At 69.9% G+C, this 23,348-nt stretch carries 16 protein-coding genes; 14 read left to right on the top strand and 2 right to left on the bottom strand.

The window, feature by feature from the left end; genetic code table 11:
- The first annotated feature begins 137 nt into the window (after positions 1 to 137).
- The 4 genes from rplU (at position 138) to AB0K02_RS02370 (ending at position 4,704) form a co-directional block, all read left to right on the top strand.
- On the top strand, positions 138 to 458 hold the full coding sequence (gene rplU / locus AB0K02_RS02385) for a 50S ribosomal protein L21 (RefSeq protein ID WP_114036861.1): 321 nt from the start codon (positions 138 to 140) through the stop codon (positions 456 to 458).
- 14 nt (positions 459 to 472) lie between these two features.
- Entirely contained in the window at positions 473 to 727 is a 255-nt protein-coding gene (gene rpmA / locus AB0K02_RS02380; protein ID WP_030779398.1) for a 50S ribosomal protein L27, read from the top strand.
- Positions 728 to 867: 140 nt separating this feature from the next.
- Complete coding sequence (gene obgE, locus AB0K02_RS02375) at positions 868 to 2,304, top strand: GTPase ObgE (RefSeq protein ID WP_365990449.1); 1,437 nt, start codon at positions 868 to 870, stop codon at positions 2,302 to 2,304.
- A gap of 660 nt (positions 2,305 to 2,964) precedes the next feature.
- Positions 2,965 to 4,704, top strand: a complete 1,740-nt coding sequence (locus tag AB0K02_RS02370; RefSeq protein ID WP_365990448.1) for a stealth family protein — start codon at positions 2,965 to 2,967, stop codon at positions 4,702 to 4,704.
- Between the two features lie 75 nt (positions 4,705 to 4,779).
- On the opposite strand, the gene AB0K02_RS02365 is transcribed toward AB0K02_RS02370, so the two are convergent.
- Together AB0K02_RS02365 and AB0K02_RS02360 are read right to left on the bottom strand one after the other, a co-directional pair.
- Entirely contained in the window at positions 4,780 to 7,590 is a 2,811-nt protein-coding gene (locus AB0K02_RS02365; RefSeq protein WP_365990447.1) for a stealth conserved region 3 domain-containing protein, read from the bottom strand.
- The gene (locus AB0K02_RS02360; protein WP_365990446.1) at positions 7,587 to 8,528 is read right to left on the bottom strand and encodes a hypothetical protein; all 942 of its coding nucleotides are present in this window, start codon (positions 8,526 to 8,528) and stop codon (positions 7,587 to 7,589) included. The genes AB0K02_RS02365 and AB0K02_RS02360 overlap by 4 nt, the downstream gene beginning before the upstream one ends.
- A gap of 480 nt (positions 8,529 to 9,008) precedes the next feature.
- Between AB0K02_RS02360 and AB0K02_RS02355 the strand changes: the two genes are divergently transcribed.
- The 10 genes from AB0K02_RS02355 to AB0K02_RS02310 all read left to right on the top strand — a co-directional run bounded on the left by AB0K02_RS02355 (position 9,009) and on the right by AB0K02_RS02310 (position 23,325).
- Positions 9,009 to 10,949, top strand: coding sequence for a PIG-L family deacetylase (locus AB0K02_RS02355; RefSeq protein WP_365990445.1), 1,941 nt, complete (start codon positions 9,009 to 9,011; stop codon positions 10,947 to 10,949).
- 45 nt (positions 10,950 to 10,994) lie between these two features.
- A complete protein-coding gene (galE, locus tag AB0K02_RS02350; RefSeq protein WP_365990444.1) occupies positions 10,995 to 11,975 on the top strand; it encodes a UDP-glucose 4-epimerase GalE in 981 nt (326 codons plus the stop codon).
- A 135-nt stretch (positions 11,976 to 12,110) separates the two neighbouring features.
- Positions 12,111 to 14,132 carry a glycosyltransferase family 4 protein gene (locus AB0K02_RS02345; protein ID WP_365990443.1) on the top strand — a complete coding sequence of 674 codons (2,022 nt, stop codon included), beginning with the start codon at positions 12,111 to 12,113 and terminating at the stop codon, positions 14,130 to 14,132.
- 228 nt (positions 14,133 to 14,360) lie between these two features.
- Positions 14,361 to 15,845, top strand: a complete 1,485-nt coding sequence (locus AB0K02_RS02340) for a bifunctional cytidylyltransferase/SDR family oxidoreductase (protein ID WP_365990442.1) — start codon at positions 14,361 to 14,363, stop codon at positions 15,843 to 15,845.
- A gap of 157 nt (positions 15,846 to 16,002) precedes the next feature.
- The gene (locus tag AB0K02_RS02335) at positions 16,003 to 18,054 is read left to right on the top strand and encodes a hypothetical protein (RefSeq protein ID WP_365990441.1); all 2,052 of its coding nucleotides are present in this window, start codon (positions 16,003 to 16,005) and stop codon (positions 18,052 to 18,054) included.
- A gap of 146 nt (positions 18,055 to 18,200) precedes the next feature.
- Positions 18,201 to 19,439, top strand: coding sequence for a glycosyltransferase family 2 protein (locus AB0K02_RS02330; RefSeq protein ID WP_365990440.1), 1,239 nt, complete (start codon positions 18,201 to 18,203; stop codon positions 19,437 to 19,439).
- A gap of 67 nt (positions 19,440 to 19,506) precedes the next feature.
- Positions 19,507 to 20,574, top strand: coding sequence for a glucose-1-phosphate thymidylyltransferase (locus AB0K02_RS02325; protein WP_365990439.1), 1,068 nt, complete (start codon positions 19,507 to 19,509; stop codon positions 20,572 to 20,574).
- Entirely contained in the window at positions 20,571 to 21,557 is a 987-nt protein-coding gene (gene rfbB / locus AB0K02_RS02320) for a dTDP-glucose 4,6-dehydratase (RefSeq protein ID WP_365990438.1), read from the top strand. The genes AB0K02_RS02325 and rfbB overlap by 4 nt, the downstream gene beginning before the upstream one ends.
- Positions 21,554 to 22,453 carry a dTDP-4-dehydrorhamnose reductase gene (rfbD, locus tag AB0K02_RS02315; protein ID WP_365990437.1) on the top strand — a complete coding sequence of 300 codons (900 nt, stop codon included), beginning with the start codon at positions 21,554 to 21,556 and terminating at the stop codon, positions 22,451 to 22,453. Before rfbB ends, rfbD begins: the two co-directional genes overlap by 4 nt.
- A gap of 77 nt (positions 22,454 to 22,530) precedes the next feature.
- Entirely contained in the window at positions 22,531 to 23,325 is a 795-nt protein-coding gene (locus AB0K02_RS02310; RefSeq protein ID WP_365990436.1) for a class I SAM-dependent methyltransferase, read from the top strand.
- The last annotated feature ends 23 nt before the right edge of the window (positions 23,326 to 23,348 follow it).

Raw genomic sequence — 23,348 nt, 5'->3', positions numbered from 1 at the left:
CCTTATGCGCCCACCCCTGAGCACCTCCCTCCCGGTCCGCCGGGAGAGGCCGCTCGTCCATTCCGGATCGTCTCGGGCCCCGTGCCCGTGTGAGCGGCTGGCATCAGGGGTCCGTTCCGAGCGAGAGAGAGATCCGCGTGTACGCCATCGTGCGCAGCGGTGGTCGCCAGCACAAGGTTGCTGTCGGCGACATCGTTGAGGTTGACAAGATTTCCACCGCCAAGGTTGGCGACACGGTCGAGCTCTCGACCCTGCTCGTTGTCGACGGCGACGCCGTGACCAGCGACCCGTGGGTGCTGGCCGGTATCAAGGTCACGGCCGAGGTCGTGGACCACCACAAGGGCGCGAAGATCGACATCCTTCGCTACAAGAACAAGACCGGCTACCGCCGCCGCCAGGGTCACCGTCAGCAGTACACGGCGATCAAGGTCACCGGCATCCCCACGGCTGCGAAGTAAGGGACTGAGGAGAGATGGCACACAAGAAGGGCGCATCGTCCACCCGGAACGGTCGCGACTCCAACGCTCAGCGGCTCGGCGTGAAGCGCTTCGGCGGCCAGGTCGTCAACGCGGGTGAGATCCTCGTCCGCCAGCGCGGCACCCACTTCCACCCGGGAGCGGGCGTCGGACGCGGCGGCGACGACACCCTGTTCGCGCTGCTGCCGGGCGCCGTGGAGTTCGGCACTCACCGTGGCCGCAAGGTCGTGAACATCGTTCCGGTCGCCTGATCGGTTCTCTTCCGAGGGGCGGACCTCACTTCCCGGGCCGGGAAGCGGGTCCGCCTTTCGTGTGTTGAGAGACAGACATTCCGTACGTACGTCACCGGCGTCACCGCCGGCGGCATCCCGTCATCACTGGAGGCACTTCCATGACCACCTTCGTGGACCGCGTCGAGCTGCACGTCGCCGCGGGTAACGGAGGCCACGGCTGCGCCTCCGTGCACCGGGAGAAGTTCAAGCCGCTCGGCGGACCCGACGGCGGCAACGGCGGCCGCGGCGGCGACGTCATCCTGGTCGTCGACCAGTCGGTGACCACGCTGCTCGACTACCACCACAGCCCGCACCGCAAGGCCACCAACGGCAAGCCCGGCGAGGGCGGCAACCGCTCCGGCAAGGACGGCCAGGACCTGGTCCTGCCCGTGCCCGACGGCACCGTCGTCCTCGACAAGAAGGGCAACGTGCTCGCCGACCTGGTCGGCCAGGGCACCACGTACGTCGCCGCCGAGGGCGGCCGGGGCGGTCTCGGCAACGCGGCACTGGCCTCCGCGCGCCGCAAGGCCCCCGGCTTCGCACTGCTCGGCGAGCCCGGCCGCTCGGGTGATGTCGTCCTGGAGCTGAAGACCGTCGCCGACGTCGCGCTCGTCGGGTACCCGAGCGCGGGCAAGTCCTCGCTGATCTCGGTGCTCAGCGCCGCCAAACCGAAGATCGCGGACTATCCCTTCACCACGCTCGTCCCGAACCTGGGCGTCGTGACCGCCGGCTCGACCGTGTACACGATCGCGGACGTTCCCGGCCTGATCCCGGGCGCGAGCCAGGGCCGCGGCCTGGGCCTGGAGTTCCTGCGCCACGTCGAGCGCTGCTCGGTGCTGGTGCACGTGCTGGACACCGCGACGCTGGAGTCCGACCGCGACCCGGTCTCCGATCTCGACGTCATCGAGGAGGAGCTGGCGCAGTACGGCGGCCTGGACGACCGGCCGCGCGTCGTCGTCCTCAACAAGGTCGACATCCCCGACGGCCAGGACCTGGCCGACATGATCCGCCCGGACCTGGAGGAGCGCGGCTATCGCGTCTTCGAGGTGTCGGCGGTCGCGCACAAGGGCCTCAAGGAGCTGTCGTACGCGCTGGCCGAGATCGTGGCCGCGGCGCGGGCCGCCAAGCCGGTGGAGGAGGCGACCCGGATCGTCATCCGCCCCAAGGCGGTCGACGACGCGGGCTTCACGGTCACGCAGGAGGAGGACGGCCTGTTCCGCGTGCGCGGCGAGAAGCCGGAGCGCTGGGTGCGCCAGACCGACTTCAACAACGACGAGGCCGTGGGCTACTTGGCCGACCGCCTCAACCGCCTGGGTGTCGAGGAAGAGCTGATGAAGGCCGGCGCCCGCGCGGGGGACGGTGTGGCGATCGGCCCCGAGGACGACGCGGTCGTCTTCGACTGGGAGCCGACGGTGATGGCGGGCGCCGAGATGCTCGGCCGCCGCGGTGAGGACCACCGCTTCGAGGCCCCGCGCCCGGCGGCGCAGCGCCGCCGCGACCGCGAGGCGGAGCGCGACGAGGCGCTGCAGGAGTTCGAGGGCTTCGACCCGTTCTAAAGGGCGCCACGCCGCCCCCTGGGCCCGCGCCGGTGCAGCCTCGCACGGTCCGTGCGCGCCGGCCGGGGAGCGTCCACGTAGGACGCCGCGTCGCCCACCCGTACCGGCGTGCGCCGGCCGGCCGGCATCGGACCCGGACCCAGCACGTCCACACACGTCGCCCCGCCAAGGATCTTGGCGGGGCGACGTGCTCGCGGCCACCCCCCCCCGCACGTCGCCGTCGGCATCGTCACCTTTGCGTGTGGTGTCCGAACGGCGCCGAGGAGGCGGGCGACGTCTTCGGTCAGCGCCTCGCGGGCGTCAACACCGCGCCGAGCAGCACTCGTTCCGGCTGCAATGCGCTGCTCGCCATCGGCGTCCCCGGTGAGGAGCCGGCCGAGGCGCACCGCGAGAAGGGGCGGCGTCCACGTCGTGCCGCGGGCGGGCGCGCACGGCGCGTCCGACGCCCGGATCGAGTGCGTGGCCCCCTCCTGGAGCCGGCGACACGCACCCCGGTACCCGGCTCCCGCACGCGTCGTCTCTCCGCCGCCGCGAGCGCAGCGGCCACCCCGCCCGTACCCGCCTCGGCAGTGGCCGGATCCCGGCAGGAGGTGCCCCGGTCACACGTCATACTGGATACGTTCACCATTCGTACGGATCAGGTTCAAGGAGTCGACCGAAGTGCGAAATCCCGAGGCACCCCGGTTGCTTGGGGTCTACCGCCGAGCCGTCCCCGAGCGTGTGCGGCGGGCCATCGTTTCGCAGGTCGACGCCGATGTGCGCCGCCGGCTGAAGATGCGTATCGCCCATGGCACGGCCATCGCCGAGCGGCTCCGCAGCGGCCGGATCGCCAAGCGCTACGAGGCGCTCGCCTCCGGTCCGGACCGTGCCGTGGTCAGCGTCGGCCGCGAGGCGAAGGTCGCCCTGGTCACTCCGGGGGTGACCCCGCTCGAGGCCCGGCGCGCGAACCTGGACGCCGTCCTGAGCGCACTGGCCGAGGCGCAGATCGACCACTTCTGCGTACGGGGCAAGTCGGACACCGCCGCCGCCGTGGCCGTGCACGAGCAGGATCGCGCCGCCGTCCTCGCTGCGCTCGCCGAGGCCTGCCACCGGCTGCCCGGCTACGTCACGCTCGTCAAGGGGAACGGTCCCGCCTCGGCGATCTCTCATCCCGGTTTCGAGACGTCCACCTGGCAGCGGCTGCGTGACGCCGGCATCGTGCGCGTCACCTGGTACCGCACCGACCCCACGCGCCTGCTGACCCTCGGGAACCCGTACGGCTGCGACATCGAGTTCTGGCAGGAGGAGAAGGGCGAGCTGGTCCCGCCGAGGCCCGGCAAGATCGCCGCAGCTCTGCCGGTCCGGGGCAAGAGCGTCACCGCGCCGGAGTCGTACTTCACGAGTCTCGCGCCGCGGGAGTCGGCCGACGCCGCACAGGTGCCCACCCGCCCGGAGATGGCCGTCGTCCACACCGACGAGGTCACCTTCCCCATCGATGTCGTCTACACCTGGGTGGACGGCGCCGACCCCGCCTGGCTGCGGCGCCGCGCCGAATTCTCCGGCGAGGGGTACCACGCCGAGGCGGCCAACGCCGCCCGCTACCTCAGCCGCGACGAGCTGCGCTACTCGCTGCGCTCCCTGCACATGTACGCGCCGTGGGTGCGCACCGTCTACCTCGTGACCGACGACCAGACGCCCGACTGGCTGGACACCGAGGTTCCGGGCCTGAAGGTGGTGAGCCACAAGGACATCTTCCGGTCCCCGCACCTGCTGCCCACCTTCAATTCGCACGCCATCGAGAGCCAGCTGCACCACATCGAGGGGCTGTCCGAGCACTTCCTCTACTTCAACGACGACGTGATGCTCGGCAGCGAGGTGACACCGCAGGACTTCTTCTTCTCCAGCGGCCTCACCAAGTTCTTCCCGTCCTCCGCCCTGGTGCCGCTCGGTGAGCGGACCGTCGACGACCCGCCGGTCGCGGCGGCCGGCAAGAACAATCGGCGCCTGATCGAGGAGCGTTACGGCGCCGTGCTCGTGCAGAAGATGAAGCACATGCCGCATCCGCTGCGCCGCAGTGTGCTGACGGAGATCGAGTCCGAGTTCGACGCCGACTACCGGCACACCGAGGCGAGCAGGTTCCGCAGCATCGACGACATATCCATCGCGTCGTCTCTGCACCACTACTATGCGTTCCACACGCAGCGCGCGGTGCCGTCCCAACTGCCCTACGCCTACCTCGACCTGACGCACCCGTGGACGGAGACCAGGCTCGGACGGCTGCTCGCCAACCGCGACAAGACGGTCTTCTGCGTCAACGACACGGTCTCGACGGAGCAGGACGTGACGGAGCAGAAGGACCTGATCACGCCGTTCCTCGAGGCGTACTTCCCGGTGCCGAGCCCGTTCGAGAAGAAGCAGTAGTACACGGAGGCAATGAAGAGAGGCCTTCCTCGTCCGGCCGGACGAGGAAGGCCTCTCTTCATGCGCCGCCTGCCGTCAGTCGCGCTCGAAGCGCGAACGGACCGGGAAGTAGGCGTTCAGGAAGGCCCGCAGCACGCGGTCCTGCTCGTCGACCGGGACCTCGGCGTCAGCGGACTCCCCGATGCAGAAGACGTCGTGGTTGCGCGAGGCCAGAAGCCTGCTGAGCACCGAGTGGTGCTCGTAGTTGCCGACGTTGATGTAGCTGCAGGAGATGGCGGACGGCACCGAACGGCCGGTGAGGTAGCCGTAGTGGTGGTGCAGCGAGGAGGTGATCGACAGGTCCGAGTTCGCCCGGAACGGATTGCGGGCCGTTGCCGAGACCTCCTCCGGGAACCGCTCGGCGATCTCGTTGAGCACGCTGCGGCGCAGCGGATGCGGGGCGTGCAGGAAGCCGTGTGTGGCGACCCGGCCGAACGCCCCTTCCAGAAGGGCCCGGTTGTTCTTGGCCGCCGCGAAGTAGCCTTCGTCGTCCGGCGACGGCTCGCTCGGCGGGACGGACGTCGGCGAACGGAAGAGCTTGGCGACGCCGTTGCTCAGGAAGAACGAGCCCGGGGAGAGCGGGCGGCCGATGAACACGTCGTCGTTGAAGTAGAGGAAGTGCTCGGACAGCCCCTCGATACGGTGCAGCTGGCTCTCGATCGCGTGCGAGTTGAACGTGGGCAGCCAGGACTGGTCCGGGAAGATGTCCCGGTGGGCGACCACCTCGATGCCCGGCTGGTCGGTGTCCAGCCACTCCGGCGTCTGGTCGTCCGTCACCAGGTAGATGTTGCGCACCCAGGGCGCGAACATCGCCAGGGACCGCAGCGAGTACCGCAGTTCGTCCCGGTTGCGGAACCGGACGTCGCCGCTGTCGGCGTCGTCGACCGGCATGTCCAGGCTTCGGCGGACGTCGTCACGCCGCTTGCGCCATGCCGGGTCGGTGTCGTCGACCCAGGTGTAGACGACGTCGATGGGGAAGTCGACGTCCCACATCAGCTGCTTGGTGAACTGGCTCAGCGTCGGATAGGCGTGTCCGCCGACCTGGAGCTTGGCGGTGGGCTCCAGCGAGGGCAGACGGCGGCCGAGGAGTGTGGTCGATCGCGGGCTGTTGCGCCAACCGTCCTCGTCCTCCTCCCAGAACTCGACGGTGCATCCGTACGCCGGCCCGTAGCGCAGCGTCCGGCTCGCGCTCGTCACCGGCTTGAAGACCCGCACGCCGGCGACCTCGCCGACCCCGTCGAGCCGCTCGGCCAGTACGGCGCCGGGAGCGGCGCCCCGGGGAGTGATCAGCTCGCCGTACACGGGCTTGCCCTGCAACTCGGTCGCCAGCGCCTGGAGGGCGCGGGCGCGCTGCTCGACCGGTACGGCCAGGAGGTGCGCGATTCCGTCGTTGCGTACGAGCACGAAGGGAACGCCGGAGTCCTCGAACGCCTTGGTGGTGATCTCCAGGTTGAGGTTGGCCATCGTCGGGCCGTCGACGTCGTCCCGCTCCTCGGCGAGGCGGCCGGCGGAGCGGATGAGGGACCGGTTCTGTGCCTGGATGAGAACCTCGCGCGCCTTCTGCTCGTCGGAGGAGTTGGCCAGGAGGGACACGGGCGCGGCGACGCTGAAACTCTTGGTGCCGCCCTGTGCGATGCGCATGGCGGTGCGGTCGGCGCGGGCGGCGAGGCGCTCGGGAGTGTCACGACGGGCGACGAGGCGCTCGAACAGCTCCTCCCACTGTGCGGTGATCTTCTCGCCGGAGAAGCGCTCGTTGACGCCGGATCTCGCCGCCTTGCCGAAGGCGTGCCGCGTGTCGTCGTCCTTCATCAGACGGGACATGGCGTCGGCGAGGGAGTCGATGTCGCGCGGCGGGACCAGCAGTCCGTCCACGTCGTGCCGGATGATCTCGGCGGGCCCGGTGACGATGTCGTACGCGATCACCGGTACACCGGCTGCGAACACCTCGAGCAGCACCAGAGGGAACGCCTCGTTGCGTGACGGCAGGAGGCACAGGGAAGCCTTGGCCCACTCCTGCTCCATCTGGTCGGAGCGGCCCATGAGTTCGACCTGCGAGTGCAGGCCGAGTCCCTCGACCAGGTGACGCAGGCGCACCTGCTGCGGGCCGTCGCCGAAGATGCGCAGCGTCCAGTCGGGGAAGTCGGCGGAGACCCGGTGGAAGGCGTGGATGGCGTGGTCCAGCTGCTTTTCCGGGGTCATCCGGGCGGCCAGGACTATGGTCCTGCTCTCCAGATCGGCCCGCGGGCGGTAGCCGTCGGGGACTGCGTTCGGGATGGCCACCAGCTCGGGTGCGGCGTCCTGGAGCGAGTCCTTGAACCAGTCGTTCGTGCGCTCGGTGAGCGAGACGAGGGCGTCGATCCGGGGTGCGTACACGAGGAGGGGCTCACCGGAGACGCCGCGCAGCTGAGAGGCGCGGTGCTCCTGGTGCACGGTGATGACCCGGGCCGGGGCGAGCTCCGCGACGGCGGCCATGAGTGCCGGCGTCGTGGTGACGAGGACATCGGTGTCCAGGGAGCCCAGTGCCCTGGTCATCTCGATGTCGGAGAGCCGGTTGAAGGTGCTCTCCCAGGCCGGCTTGACGATCTCGCTGGGCAGGGAGGCCAGCGTGCGGCACGCCTCGGCGTTCAAGGAGGAGTCCCTGACGGGCCGCTCGTATGCGCCGGTCCGGTCGATCAGGTACCGCCGCTTGACCTTTCGGGCGGCGGCGAAGAACGGCTCCTGCCGCGTCCTGAAGACACTGAGGACTTCGACGTCGTGGCGGGGTGCCAGATGAATGGCCTGCGTGTAGGCGGCCATCTCCGTGCCGCCCATCTCATCGCCCCAGGTGAGCAGAAACGTGATCTTCATGCGATTTCCTCTGTGCTCTGGGGCGGGGCTATGACTTCCGCGCAGTTGACGGCAAGCGCTCCGGCCGCGGTGACATGGGCGTGCACCCGCATGAGGGAGCCGTTGTCGAGGGCGACGATACGGAAGGGAGTGCGGTAGACCTGCCGGGGGTGACGCACGTCGGTCAGCTGTCGGGCGATCTTGAGCCGGGTGCCGCCGAGCCGCAGGTACAGGTCCCAGGTGCGGGCCGTTCCGCGATCGCCGCCCATCTTGTCGAGCGGCACGTCGAAGCTGAAGCGGTCGCCCTGCCACTCGGGCCTCGCCGCGACGGCCTTGTGATTGCCGCGGCGCACCACGGCCTCGGCCGTTCCGGACGCCTCGGTGGGGGCGCAGCCGATGAGCCGGCCGTGGACAGTGATCCGGTCCCAGCGCAGGTCGAACGCGGTGAGTTCGGCGTGGGGGCGAGGGGCCCGGACCTTCAGCAGCGCGAACCCGTCGACAGAGCGGACGGGACGGAAGATCGCGCCGCTTGTCGGCGACGGCGAGGACGGCAGGGTCGGCCCGTCCGAGAACTCCCGGGCGGCGGCAGCGCTGACCTTCGTACGGTGCGTCCGCCCGCCGAGGTCCGTGATCAGCACGGCGAGCCTCCAGATGCCGCTGCTCAGGGCCGGCCCGCGCCCGGCGGGCTCCGGCAGGTCCCGGTGGCGCAGGGGCACGGTCGCGGTGAGCAGCAGGGTTCCGTCGGCCTGTGGTTCCAGCTCCAGGGGCACACGCTCGCGGGTCGTGCCGTGGGAGAGCATCAGAACGGCGGAGGCGACTTCCCGGCCCGGAACGGCGACCGCGAAGTTGAGGGTCCGGCCGCCCGACACCGAGTAGTGGACGGGCCGGAGCTGTGCGCGCGGCCGGATTCCGCCACCGATCGTCGGTACCGTGTGCAACTGCTCGACGCGACGGCGCATTCGTACAGCGGCCCGGCGAGCACGCTTCGCAGCGCCCACCGCATAGGGCAGCAGTGAGTCACTCACGGCGATCCCGGCTTCCACTCAAGGCTGATGGTCAGCGTCGCATGGTGCCAAGAATGAGATGCATCGGCAAGTTGACTCACAAATCGACCCTTATGTGATGACGATCACTTGATCTCGTGAAACCTGCTCTCACGGGTTCCCTCTTTACGTGTGGCGATCTTGCTCGGTCGCCGCAGATGTCAAGGGGGAGACATGGGTCGCCGGTCCGAAGCTCATTATCCTGCGCCGCCCCGGCGTGCCGTACTGACCTCCCTGGCCGGGGCCGCCGCGGTGAGCCTGGCAGGCAGCCGCGTCCTGAGCCGCCCCTCTGCCGGTTCCGACGCAGCGGCCGGCGTGGGCGGTTCCGGTGTGCCGGTGCGACAACTGGGCGCGGAGCCCCGGAACGGATTCACGGAACCCGGTGAGGCGCGGGTCATGCAGATCGTGGCCCATCCGGACGACGACCTGTTCTTCATGAATCCCGACGTTGCCCACACGCTGGCCGGCGGAGTGCCGGTGATCTCCGTCTATGTCACGGACGGCGGCTCCTTCGGGGTGAACGCGGTCCCGGGCCGACCGAAGCCGGCGGCGGACGTTCCGGCGTACGTCTCCGCGCGCCAGCAGGGACTGCGGCAGGCGTACGCGCAGATGGCCGGTGCACCGCTGTTCACGGCATGGGAGCGCACGGCTGTCCGGCTGCCGGGAGGGCGCGAGGCCGAACTCAACCGGCTCGAGCACCACGGAAGGCGTGTGGAGCTGATCTTCCTCAACCTCCGGATGCATGCGAAGGACCGAGGCAGGGCCGTCAACATGACGCACCTGTGGAGCAGGCCGGGTGTCCGCCTCCCGACACAGGCCGCTCCCGAGTCCCCGGTCCGGGGGACGTTCTCCTACAGCCGTGAGGACCTGGTCGACACCCTCGTCTTCCTGCTCCGGCGTCACCGGCCCACCCTGATACGGACGCTCGACCCGGACCCGGACGCCCAGGTGCACGATCAGCGGCATCCGCGCGGCAGCGATCAGCCCGGCTACTCGGATCACCCCGACCACACCGCCGCGGCGCTCTTCGCCTGGCGCGCAATGGCCAAGTGGGCCGAGGGAGACGGAGGCAACGCCAAGGCCCCCGCGTTCCAGACCGAGTCGTACCGTGGCTACTACAACCAGCGCTGGCCGCACAATCTGTCCCCGGAGACGGTCGCCCTCAAGACCCGTCACCTCAACGCCTACGGCGGTGACCCGTCCTGGGAGTGCGGCAACGCATCCGGCTGCGGCGACTACTCGATCGGCGGCGACCGGGTCCTGGTCTCGAAACGTGGCTGGGTCCGCAGCACGCACCGGCGGTATCCGACCGCCGGCCCCAAGGCCGTGACCGGTGCAGACGGAGCCCTGTCGGTGTACGCGGTGCTCGGGACCCGGCTTGCGCGCTGGACCGGTACGCCTGCGGGGGGCTTTGGCGCGCTGGAGGATCTCGGCGGCGGACCGCTGGCGCCGGCGATAGCCGTGACAGCGGATGCGGACGGACGCCTGCTGATCTTCGCCCTGCGCTTCTCGCGGCTGGACGCGAGCGCCTTGCACAACGTCCGCGAGATCGTCATGCTCCGGCAGCGGACGCCGGGAGGCGATTTCGAGCCCGGTTGGCGCAGTCTCGGCAACCCGGAGGCCGAGCCCCGGCGCAGCCGGCTGACCGGTCCGCCGACCGCTGTGACCGGGGCCGACGGCCGTGTCCATGTCTTTGTGCGCAACGGGGACAAGGGGGTGAGCACCCGCGTGCTCGACCGGCAGGGCACCTGGTCGCCCTGGCGGCGGCTGCCCGGCGGGTACATACAGGACGGCCTTGCCGCCGCGGTGGACGGCGAGGGGCGCATCCATCTGTTCGCCGCCTCCTCGGGATGGGTGGAGCACTGGACCCAGCGCACGCCGTCGGCCCGACTGCGCAAGGGGGCACGGAGTTTCGTGGCGCAGCCGGGGGATGTCCCCGACGCCGTCACCGCCTCGGACGGTTCCGTGCTCGTCGGCTACCGGCGGGTCGCCAGCGAACGCGTGATGGTCGAGCGACTGGCCGCGGGGCGGACGCGCCGCTGGTCGACCGTGGCGGACGTGCCGGTGCCCGGTTACGGGCGCGTCAGTCTCGTCGGCGGCCGGCAGCCGGGGGCGGACGACCTCCGCATGGCCGTCTCCACCGGCACTGCCGAGGGCCTGGTGCACGACGGTCGCGAGGGCATGGTGACCAGGGCGGGAGCCCAGGTGCTCACCTTCTCGGTGGGAAACCCGGCAGTCATCGGTGCCGCGGGCGGCGGCTCGGCGGCGGTGGTCACCCTCGGGATGGACGGCAGGCCCGTGGTCACACAGCTGCGGGACGTTCCGGGCCGGGCCTGAGAGGCCTCGGTGAAGCGCGGCCCAGGAGGCTTCTAGAATGACCGGATGACGTGGATGATCACAGGCGGTGCCGGCTACATCGGGTCTCATGTGGTGAAGGCCCTCACCGAGGGCGGTGAGCGGGTGGTCGTCCTCGACGACCTCAGCACCGGCGACCCGGCCAGGCTGCCGGCCGGCGTACCACTGGAGCGCGGTTCGGTACTGGACCGGGACCTGGTCGACCGTGTGCTGCGCGACCACGCGGTCGAGGGCATCGTCCACGTGGCGGCGAAGAAGCAGGTCGGCGAATCCGTCGAGCGTCCGCTCCACTACTACCGCGAGAACGTCACGGGACTCCAGACCCTGCTGGAGGCCGCCGCTGAGGCCGGTGTCCGCCGTTTCCTGTTCTCCTCCTCGGCCGCGGTCTACGGGATGCCCGACGTCGACCTGGTCACGGAGCAGACCGAGTGCGCGCCGATGAGTCCGTACGGGGAGACCAAGCTCGCGGGTGAGTGGCTGGTGCGCGCGGCCGGCCGCGCGCACGGCATGGCCACCGCCTCGCTCCGGTACTTCAACGTGGCCGGTGCCGCGTCCGCCGAGCTCGGCGACCCAGGCATCTTCAACCTGGTGCCCATGGTGTTCGAGCGTCTCGACCAGGGCCTGCCGCCTCGGATCTTCGGGAACGACTACGCGACGCCGGACGGCACCTGCGTACGGGACTACATCCACGTCGAGGACATCGCGTCCGCGCATGTGGCGGCCGCGCGCCGGCTGGTCGAGGACCCCTCCGCCGAACTCGTCCTGAACATCGGCCGGGGTGAGGGCGTGTCCGTCGCCGAAATGGTGAGTCTCATCTGCGAGGTCAGCGGTTACCCGGACGTCGAGGCCGAGATCGCGCCCCGCCGTGCCGGGGATCCGGCCAGGGTGGTGGCCGCGGCCGATCTGATCCACAAGGAGCTGAACTGGAGCGCCCGCTACGACGCCCGGGAGATGATCGTCTCCGCATGGGAGGGCTGGCGCCTGCGGCATCCCGCTCAGCACCGCTGAGACGGGCAGGCCGGCAGCCCTCACGAGGGCAACGGCCCGTTCCGGATGACTGACAGACATTCACCCGGAACGGGTCGAATCATGGCTGACAGGTGGATATCGGGCATACCGTGAGCGGAAGCGAACGGAGTGCCGATGAAGATCTCCTTTCTCATCCACACCATTTACGGCATCGGCGGAACCATCCGCACGACGCTGAATCTGGCGGAGGAACTGGCCGATCGCCATGAGGTCGAGATCGTCTCGGTCTTCCGGCACCGCGACGACTCCGCGTTCGCCCTGGATCCGCGCATCACCGTCGTGCCCCTCGTCGACACCCGTCAGGGCAGCGCCGACCGGCAGGAGCCGCTGTTCGCCGAGCCCGCCGTCGCCTTCCCGCGTGCCGAGGCCCGCTACAAGGAGTACAACCGCCTCGTCGACGAGCGTGTGCGCGCCCACTGCACCGCGTCCGACGCCGACGTCGTCATCGGTACCCGCCCCGGCCTCGTCGCCTACGTCGCCCAGTTCGCCCCGGCCACCGCCGTACGCATCGGCCAGGAGCACATGACGCACGACCACCACAGGGCCGCGCTGCGCGAGGAGATGTACGAACACCTCTGCACCCTCGACGCGTTCGTCACCGTCTCCGAGGGGGACGCCCAGGTGTGGCGCGAGAAGATGCCGCTCCCCACGACCCGCGTCCTGTCGATCCCCAACAGCGTCCCCGAGCCGTCCGTCCCGCCCTCCGACGGCACCGGCAGGACCGTCGTCGCGGCCGGGCGGCTCGCCGCCGAGAAGCAGTACCACGTCCTCGTCGACGCCTTCGCCGAGGTGGTCGGGCAGCGGCCCGACTGGTCCCTGCGCATCTACGGCTCCGGCGACCAGCGCGACAGGCTGCGCGCCCGCATCGACGAACTCGGCCTGTACAACGCGATCCACCTCATGGGCCCTCACTCGCCCATCGAGCCCGAGTGGGCCAAGGGGGCCATCGCCGCGTCGACGTCCCGTCACGAGTCGTTCGGCATGACCCTCGTGGAGGCGATGCGCTGCGGCGTGCCGATGGTGAGCACCGACTGCGACTACGGGCCGCGCGAGATCATCGAGGACGGTGTCGACGGCCTGCTTGTCCCCGTGGGCGACGCGCACGCCGTCGCCCGGGCGCTCCTGCGGCTGATCGACGACGAGGACCTGCGCCGCCGCATGGCGGCCGCCGCCGTGCGCAACGCGCGCCGCTTCGACCCCGGTGTGGTCGCCAAGCAGTACGAGGCCCTCTTCGAGGAGCTCGCCGCCGAGGCGGCGCAGCGCTCGCACGTCCCCGGGACGACGCCGGTCGCGGACTGTGCGGTCGCCGTCGACGGCTCGGTGGACGTGAGCCTGGTCCCGCCGCTGCCGGAGGGCGTCGAGAACGGCGCCCGGCTGGTGTGCACCCGCACCGGAGCCCGTACCGAGGTGCGGACCTACGACTTCGACGAGCGCGGCTGCGCGACCGTCCCGGCCGGCGAGGTGTTCCCCGAGGGTGTGTGGAACGTGTTCGTGGAGCTGCCGGGGGCCGGCGCCCGGGGCCGGGTCATGGCCCGCGTGGTCGACCAGCGCGGCGCCCTGCACGCGGCCGAGCGGCTGACCCCGGGCGGCCCGGTGCGCAACCTCGTCCCGTACGAGGACAAGGCCAGGGGCGGTGCGCTGATGCTGCGCGCCTGGCACCGGCCGGTCCACGCCGAGGCCGCGGACGTCCGGGTCGACGGCTCCCGCGTGACTCTGGAAGGCAGCATGCTCGGCACGGCGAAGGTGGCCGGCGATCCGGCGCTGGTGCTGCGCCGCCGCGGCAGGCCCACGGACGAACTCCTGTTCCCCGGCAAGCGCGTCGGCGAGGACGGCTTTCGCTTCTCCTTCCCCTCCACGGTGCCCGCCGCCTCGCAGATCACCTCCCACGACGTGTGGGACGCCTTCATCCGCTGCGCGCCGAACGCCGTGCCGGTCAGGATCGGGCGGATTCTCGACGATGTGGTGACGAAACAGGGGATCTTTGTCTTTCCCCGCACCGTGATGGGCAAGAAACGTGAGGGAAGTGTTGCCCACGTCATTGCCAAGCGAGTACTGGGCAGACCGCGTAAAAAGATCCGCGTGCGCGTCTTCTACACGCTCTCCAACGACCTCGCGCTCAATGTGGTGGATCTGTGACCGCTCGTTTGTACCCATCTGGGGTGGTTCATTCCGCTCACGTGTGTGGCGTCGGTCACTCGATCGTGTTGCCCCGCAGGGGGGTTGAGGGCTTCGATCGCCCGTGCGCCGGGGGTTTACCCAGTTGTGTGCGCGGCGTCACCTGTCTTGCGAGAAGGTAAATGAGAATGCAAGCATCGGTTTATCCCCCTGCCCTCGCACGATTGGTTCTCTTTTCCTGTGCAGCCCATGGTCAAAGCCCGAACCACTGCTGTCCTGCTCGCCGGCGGGACCGGCCAGCGCGTGGGTCTGTCGATTCCCAAGCAACTGCTGAAGATTGCCGGCAAGCCCGTCATCGAGCACACACTTGCGATCTTCGAACAGGTGGACGTCGTCGACGACGTCATCGTGCTGATGGCCCCCGGCTATGTTCCGGATGTCGAAAAAATCATTGCAAAGGCCGGGCTGACCAAGGTCGTCAAGGTCATCGAGGGCGGCGCCACGCGCAATGAGACCACCGAGCGCGCCATCGCGGCCCTCAGCGAGGGCCTGGCCGAGGGCGAGGACCGCAACGTCCTGTTCCACGACGCCGTCCGCCCCCTGCTCTCCGAGCGCGTCATCAAGGACTGCGTCGACGCCCTGGGCCGCTACCAGGCCGTCGACGTCGCCATCCCTTCCGCGGACACGATCATCGTGACCCGCACGCACGGCGAGGACGGCGAGTTCATCACCGACGTCCCGGACCGCTCCCGGCTGCGCCGCGGCCAGACCCCGCAGGCCTTCAAGCTGTCGACCATCCGCAGGGCGTACGAGATCGCGGCCGGTGACCCGAACTTCCAGGCGACCGACGACTGTTCGGTCGTGCTGAAGTACCTGCCGGACGTACCGATCCACGTCGTCGCGGGCGACGAGTACAACATGAAGGTCACCCAGCCGGTCGACGTCTTCATCGCCGACAAGCTGTTCCAGCTGGCCTCCACCGCCGCTCCGGCACAGACGCACGAGGCCGCCTACCGCGAGCAGTTGGCGGGCAGGACGCTGGTCGTCTTCGGCGGCTCCTACGGCATCGGCGCGGACATCGCCAGGCTGGCGGAGTCCTACGGCGCCAAGGTCTACGCGCTCGGCCGCTCGACCACCGGCACCCACGTCGAGAACCCGGAGCACGTCGACGACGCGCTCTCCACGGCCTACGCCGAAACCGGTCGCATCGACTACGTCATCAACACCGCGGGCGTGCTGCGCATCGGCAAGCTGGCCGAGACGGACCACACGACCATCCAGGAAGCGCTGAACGTCAACTACCTGGCTCCGGTGCAGATCGCCCGCGCCTCGCACAAGTACCTCGCGGAGACCAAGGGCCAGTTGCTGCTGTACACCTCCAGCAGCTACACCCGCGGCCGCGCCGAGTACAGCCTCTACTCCTCCACCAAGGCCGCCATGGTGAATCTCACCCAGGCCCTGGCCGACGAGTGGGCCGCCGACGGCATCCGCGTCAACTGCGTGAACCCGGAGCGCACCGCCACCCCGATGCGCACCAAGGCGTTCGGCACCGAGCCGGCCGGGTCGCTGCTGTCGTCCGAAGCCGTGGCCCGTACCTCGCTCGACGTGCTGCTGTCCGCGCTGACCGGTCATGTGATCGACGTACGGCAGCAGGACCCGACCCATGGCGCCTGCGAGGCGTCGGGTTTCGAGCAGGCGCTCGCGGCTCTCCTCGACCGTCACGGAGACGCGTGATGACGGACGGCAAGGCCTCGGCAGCCGCCGCGACGCGCGCTGCGGGGGTCCGTGTCCGTGAAGCCGGGCCTTCACATTTCCTTCGCGCTACGGTTTCAGAACGCAAACAGTCGGCACCCTCTGGAGCAGGTTCTTCGTGATTTCGAAAGCCATTCGCATGGCTCGCGTGGGCAGCGGATCGGAGCTGGCCGCCGCGATTCTCCTGGTGCTCGGATTCCCGTGCATCATGCTCGCGGCGATAATTGCCAGTCTCTGGTTCTTCGTGGCTGCCGTCGCCGTGACCTACCTCGCCGACCAGTACCTGCACCAGCGGTCCAGCTATCTGGTCAACCGGCTGGCCAAGGTCCGTGCGGGCCTGTCGATCCGCTTCCTCGTGCGCCAGCTGCTGCTCGTGCTGCTGCTGGCCCGCATGGGGTACGCGGAGGAGGCCCTCTTCTACGTGACGGTCGCCTGCCTTCTGGGCTTCTACGGTCTCCAGGCGCCGCACGGCGCGATCGTCACGCTGATCCGGCTGCGCCGGAAGCTGCCGGTGGTCACCCGCAACATCGACCTGAGGCACGTGCGCATCCCGGACGCCCCGAGGCGCGGCCTGATCAACCGTTCCGCCGAGAAGATGCTGCACCTCGACGTCTTCTCCTTCGTCGGCGTGATCGTCGCGATCGAGACCGGCACCAATGCCTTCGCGTACGCGGGTCTGGGGCTGACGGTGCTGCTCGCCGTCGGTTATCTCGCCGTGCTGCTGCCCAATCTCCGGGCCGCCCGGCTGCCGGCCTCGCCGGACCAGGTGCTCGAGGGCATCGACGCCTGGCTGCGCGAGTACAGACCGACCGTGATGCTGTACTTCTCCGGCTCCAAGGACTCGGCGTACCAGGTCAACATGTGGCTGGAGACGATGGCGCAGCTCGGCGGCCGGCCGCTGATCCTCCTGCGCGAGCGCAACATCGTGCCGCAGCTCGGCAACACCTCGGTCCCGGTGCTCTGCGTGCCGGGCGGCGTGCACCTGATGAACCTGGACCTGTCGTCCGTGCGCGTCGCGCTGTACGCGGCCAATGTCGGCAAGAACATCCACATGCTCCGGGTGCCGACCATGAAGCACGTCTTCATCGGTCACGGCGACAGCGACAAGCTCGCCAGCGTCAACCCGTTCAGCAAGGCCTACGACGAGGTGTGGACCGCGGGCCGCGCGGGCCGCGACCGGTACGTGCTGGCCGACGTCGGCGTGCTCAGCGAGGACATCGTCGAGGTGGGCCGTCCGCAGCTCGCCCCCATCGAGCCCTGGACGGGCAAGCCGCTCCACCCGATCCCCACCGTCCTCTACGCCCCCACCTGGGAGGGCTGGGAGGACAACCCCGGCAACACCTCCCTGCTGCTGGCCGGCGAGAACATCGTCAAGCGGCTGCTGGCGTCCGAGAAGCCGGTCCGGCTGATCTACAAGCCGCACCCGTTCACCGGCACCCGCGACCCCAGGGCCAAGGCCGTGCACCTGCGGATCACCGCCATGGTCGAGCAGGCCGCCGAGGCCCGCGCGAGCGAGCCGCGGTGGGTCGAGGAGGCCGCGGCGCACGCCGCGGACCAGGCCGCCGCCCGTGCCGAACTCCAGCGCGTCGAGGCACGGCTCGCCGAGCTGTCGGGCCTGAACCGCGTCGGCCGGGACGAGGCCGAGGAGTCGCGCGACTCCCTGGCGGACCCGGTGCGCGAGGCGGAGACCGCGAAGCTGTGCGAGGAGTGGAACGTCGCGTACTGGCGCTCCTTCGGCTGGTGGGAGCACAAGGTCGTCACCGGTCCCCAGCCGCGCCTGTACGACTGCTTCAACCAGTCGGACGGCATGGTCTCGGACATCTCCAGCGTGGTCTCGGACTTCATCGCGAGCGGCAAGCCGTACGCGGTCACGGACTCCGCCGGGCTGGGCGAGGCCGAGTTCAAGCGGCAGAACACCGCGGTGCGCGCCGCGGTGATCCTCTCCAACAGCGCGGTCGAGCTCGACGAGCTGCTCACCGCCGTCACCGACCGGGACGCCGACCCGCGTGCCGCGGCGCGGCAGGAGCTCAAGGAGTACCTGCTCGGCCCGGACGAGCCGACCTCCATCGAGCAGTTCGACGCGGCGGTGCAGGCCCTGGCGGCCAAGGCCGAGGCGCGCAACGCCGGTGTGCTGCAGCGTCTGTCGGAGCCGGAGCAGTCGCCCGGCCTGGACGACACGCCCGTCGGCTGACCCGCCCGCGCGAGCGGCCCGGTGGCATCCCCGCGAGGGGGCGCCACCGGGCCGTTCCCGTTCCCGCGCCGTGGCGTCGAGGTGCACCTTTTTGCCCGGTGGGTCATGAAGGGCAACCCATGGGTGTTTCCGGTTGTCTTGTGTGCATGAATGACGATCTCGTGCCCGACGTCACGGTTGTCGTCGGTGCCTACGAAGCCATGCCCTACCTCGTCCGCTGCCTGGAGTCGGTGGAGTCCCAGACGCTGGGCGCCGACCGCATCGAGCTCGTCGCGGTGGACGACGGGTCGACCGACGGCACGGGGGAGTACCTGGAGGAGTTCGCCGCCCGTTCCAAGGTCCGCACCACGGTGATCAGGCAGCCCAACTCCGGCGGCCCGAGCGGCCCGAGGAACGTCGGTCTCTCCCACGCCCGTGGCCGCTACGTCTTCTTCCTCGACGCCGACGACTTCTTCGGGGACGAGGCGCTGGAGCGGATGGTCGCCATGGCCGACCGGGCGGGCACGGACGTCGTGCTCGGACGGATGGCGGGGTGCGGACGGGGCGTGCCGCGGTCGATGTTCGTGAGGACGCTGGAGCACGCCGACGTCTACACCTCGCGCGTCATCTACGCGCTCAGCGCGCAGAAGCTGTTCCGCCGCGAGCTGCTGTGCCGGCTCGGCCTCCGGTTCGACGAGACCCTCCTGACCGGGGAGGACTCGCTGTTCACCATGGAGGCGTATCTCAGCGGCAACGGCGTGTCCGTCGTCGCGGACTACGACTGCTACTACCTGGTCGGGCGGGAGGACGGCAAACACGCGACGAGGCGCGGCGGTTACCAGCCCCGCTTCGAGGCGCTGACCGCCCTGGCCCGCCTGATCGCCCGGCTCGAGCCGCCCGGCCACGGGCGGGACCTGCTGATGGTCCGGCCTTTCACCGTCGGGCTGCTGCAGCAGTTCGGGCCGGCCCTGCTGCGCGCGCCCGAGTCCGAGCAGTGGGACCGGCTGCGGCTGGCGGCGGCGATGACGGATCCGTACTGGACGAGGGGCGTCGCCCGTCAGGTCAAGGTGGGTGAGCGGCTGGTGCTGGAGTGCGTGGCCCGGGGGCGGCTCGATCTGCTCAAGGACGTACTGGAGTTCACGGCGGCCAAGAAGGCGCCGGAGGTCGTCCGCCGGGGCCGCGCGGGCCGGACCTACCTCGCGTACCCCCACTTCGGCGACCGTCGCAGCGGCCTGCCACGGTCTCTCTACGAGGTGACCGTGCCCGACTGGTCGGGCAGCCGGCGTGTCCTTCCGTCCACGGTGCACAGCCTTCCGCGCAGAGTTCTCGGCAGGATTCGCAGGAGTGCGGTGCGCGCCCGCCGTGCACGCGTTCTGCGAGGCGGGAAAGCAAAGGGTGAGACATAGGTAACATCGAAGTGCCGGAGCGGCATCCCCTGGGGGAACGCTCTTTCGACGTCTTAGGGCAGGGATAGTGAAGGCACTCGTACTCGCCGGAGGAGCCGGGACACGACTCCGGCCCATTACCCACACATCCGCCAAACAATTGGTGCCGGTCGCCAACAAACCGGTGCTCTTCTACGGCCTGGAGGCGATTGCGGAAGCCGGGATCACCGAGGTCGGCGTCATCGTCGGGGAAACGGCGCCGGAGATCGAGGAAGCGGTCGGCGACGGATCCCGGTTCGGCGTCAAGGTGACCTACATTCCACAGGAGCGGCCGCTCGGACTCGCGCATGCGGTGGTCATTTCCCGGGAGTTTCTGGGAGAAGACGATTTTGTCATGTATCTCGGTGACAACTTCATCGTCGGCGGCATCAGCGGACTCGTCGACGAATTCCGCGCCGAGCGCCCGGACGCGCAGATCCTGCTCACCAGGGTCCAGGACCCGACCTCCTTCGGCGTCGCCGAACTCGACGGGCAGGGCCGTGTCGTGGGCCTGGAGGAGAAGCCTGAGCAGCCCAAGAGCGATCTCGCGCTCGTCGGCGTCTACCTCTTCACCCCCGCCGTGCACGAGGCCGTGCGCGCCATCGAGCCGTCCTGGCGCGGCGAGTTGGAGATCACGCACGCCATCCAGTGGCTGATCGACCAGCGCCGGGACGTGCGGTCGACGACGATCGCCGGTTACTGGAAGGACACCGGGAACGTCACCGACATGCTGGAGGTCAACCGCTCGGTGCTGGAGACCGTGGAGCCCCTGGTGGAGGGCGTGGTGGACGGCGACAGCGAGATCATCGGCCGGGTCCGCGTCGAGGAGGGCGCCCGGATCACCGACAGCCGCATCGTCGGCCCCGCGGTGATCGGCGCCGACACGGTGATCAGCGGCTCGTACGTCGGCCCGTTCACCTCGGTCGCCGAGCGCTGCCGGATCGAGGACAGCGAGATCGAGTACTCCATCGTCCTGCGCGGCGCCTCCATCACCGGTGTGCGGCGCGTGGAGGCGTCACTGATCGGCCGCGACGTCGAGGTCACCCCCGCGCCCCGTACCCCCTCCTCCCACCGACTCGTGCTCGGCGACCACAGCAAGGTGCAGATCTCCTCATGACCACCAAGATCCTGGTGACCGGCGGCGCCGGCTTCATCGGCTCCCACTACGTGCGCACGCTGCTCGGCCCCGGCGGGCCCGGCGGCGTCGCCGTCACCGTCCTCGACAAACTCACCTACGCGGGCAACCCCGCGAACCTCGACGAGGTGCGCGACAGTCCCGGCTTCGACTTCGTGCACGGCGACATCTGTGACGCCGGACTCGTCGCCAAGCTGATGGCCGAACACGACCAGGTCGTGCACTTCGCCGCCGAGTCGCACGTGGACCGTTCCATCGACGGCGGCGCCGAGTTCGTCCGTACGAACGTCGTCGGCACGCACACGCTCGTGGACGCCGCACACCGGGCCGGTGTCGGGACGTTCGTGCACATCTCCACCGATGAGGTCTACGGTTCCATCGCCGAGGGCTCCTGGCCCGAGACGCACCCGCTGGAGCCCAACTCGCCCTACTCGTCGGCCAAGGCGTCCAGCGACCTGATCGCCCTGTCCTACCACCGCACCCACGGCCTGGACGTGCGGGTGACCCGCTGCTCCAACAACTACGGGCACCACCACTTCCCCGAGAAGGTCATCCCTCTGTTCATCACGAACCTGCTGGACGGCCGGAAGGTCCCGCTCTACGGCGACGGGGGCAACGTCCGCGACTGGCTCCACATCGACGACCACGTCCAGGGCATCGAACTGGTCCGCACGAAGGGCCGCCCCGGCGAGGTCTACAACATCGGCGGCGGCACCGAGCTGTCCAACAAGGAGCTGACCCGCCTGCTGCTCGACGCCTGCGGCGCCGACTGGGACACCAGCGTCGAGTACGTCACCGACCGCAAGGGCCACGACCGCCGCTACTCGGTCGACTGCACCAAGATCCGCGAGGAGCTCGGCTACGCGCCGCGCAAGGACTTCGCCACCGGCCTGGCCGAGACCGTGCGGTGGTACCGCGACAACCGCGCCTGGTGGGAGCCGCTGAAGGAGCGTGCGGCCCTGTGAGCACCTGGCTCGTCACCGGCGCAGGCGGCATGCTGGGCCGCGACGTCCTCGGCCGGCTCGCGACGGCCGGCGTCCCCGCCGTGGGGGCGGCCCGCGGCGACCTGGACATCACCGGCCCCGACACGGTGCGCGCCGCCCTGGAGACGCACCGGCCGGACGTGGTGGTCAACTGCGCCGCCTGGACGGACGTCGACGGCGCCGAGGAGCACGAGGAGGCCGCACTCGCCGTCAACGGCGCCGGCCCCAGGGTGCTCGCCGAGGCGTGCAAGGAGAGCGGCGCCGTCCTGCTGCACGTCTCCACCGACTACGTCTTCGCCGGTGACGCCCACGAGCCGTACGCCGAGGACGCCCCCACCGGCCCGCGCAGCGCCTACGGGCGCACCAAGCTGGCCGGGGAGCGCGCCGTGCTGGACCTGCTGCCGGAGACCGGCCACGTCGTGCGCACGGCCTGGCTCTACGGCGCGGGCGGTCCGAACTTCGTGCGCACCATGATCCGGCTGGAGGCGGCCCGGGACACCGTGGACGTCGTCGACGACCAGCGCGGCCAGCCCACCTGGAGCGCCGACCTCGCCGACCTGCTGGTGCGGCTCGGACGCGGCGCCCTGGCCGGCACCGTGCCCGCCGGGATCCACCACGGCACGAGCGCGGGGGAGACGAGCTGGTACGGATTCACCCGCGAGATCTTCCGGCTGCTGGGCGCCGACCCGCAGCGCGTACGCCCGACGACCAGCGCCGCCTTCGTGCGGCCGGCGCCCCGCCCCGCGTACAGCGTGCTGGGGCATCAGGGGCTGCGGCGCAGCGGTGTCGAACCGATTCGCGACTGGCGGGAGGCGCTCGCAGAAGCGTTCCCCGACATTGTCGCGGCAGAGCGCGGAATGGGTGCTACCGGCGGGTAGACGTTTACCTCAAGGCCGCGTACACGCTAACTTCGCTGGGAATCAATCCATTTGATTCCCAGTGAAGGGCTCCATCAGTGGACCGCCATGGCTTCCTGCGCCAGCTGCACCGTATCTACAAACCTCGGAACTATCTCGAGATCGGGGTCAACGACGGGCGCAGCCTGGCGCTTTCCCGGGTTCCCTCCGTCGCGGTCGACCCGGCATTCCGCGTCGTGACGAGCATCAGCTGCGATGTACACCTGGTCAGAGCCACGAGTGACGATTTCTTCGCCCGAAAGGACCCCTTGGTCCATCTGCGCACCGGGCGCAATCCGTTTCGCGCGCTCGCCCGCAAGGACCCGATGAACGTCCTCGGCGGCGAACCCCGGCTCGAGTTGTCGTTCATCGACGGAATGCACCTGTTCGAGTACGCGCTGCGCGATTTCATGAACGTGGAACGGCATTCGCGCTGGTCCAGCGTGATCGTTCTCGACGACATGCTCCCGAGGAGCGTGGACGAGGCCGCCCGCGACCGGCACACCAAGTTCTGGGCGGGCGACGTGTACAAGGTCGTCCAGGTGCTGCGCACGTACCGCCCGGACCTGGTCGTCGTGGAGGTGGACACCGCGCCCACGGGTGTCGTCGCCGTCTTCGGCGCCGATCCGGGGAGCACGGTCCTCAAGGACGCGTACGACAAGATCATCGAGCAGTACGTCGTGCCCGACCCCCAGGACGTCCCGGAGGAGGTGCTGGTACGGAAGAACGCCGTGCAGCCCGAGGCGCTGCTCGGCGCCGACTTCTGGCCGGGGCTGATCCGGGCCCGGACGCTGCGCAGGTCGCGCGCCTCGTTCGCGCCGGTGCGCCGCAGCATCGAGAAGATCACCGGCTGAGGCTGCCCCAGCCGACGCGAAAA

The sequence above is a fragment of the Streptomyces sp. NPDC049597 genome, from assembly GCF_040675505.1.
Classification (GTDB): domain Bacteria; phylum Actinomycetota; class Actinomycetes; order Streptomycetales; family Streptomycetaceae; genus Streptomyces.
The sequence above is the reverse complement of the archived record's forward strand: the minus strand, read 5'-3'. Positions and strand labels throughout refer to the sequence as shown.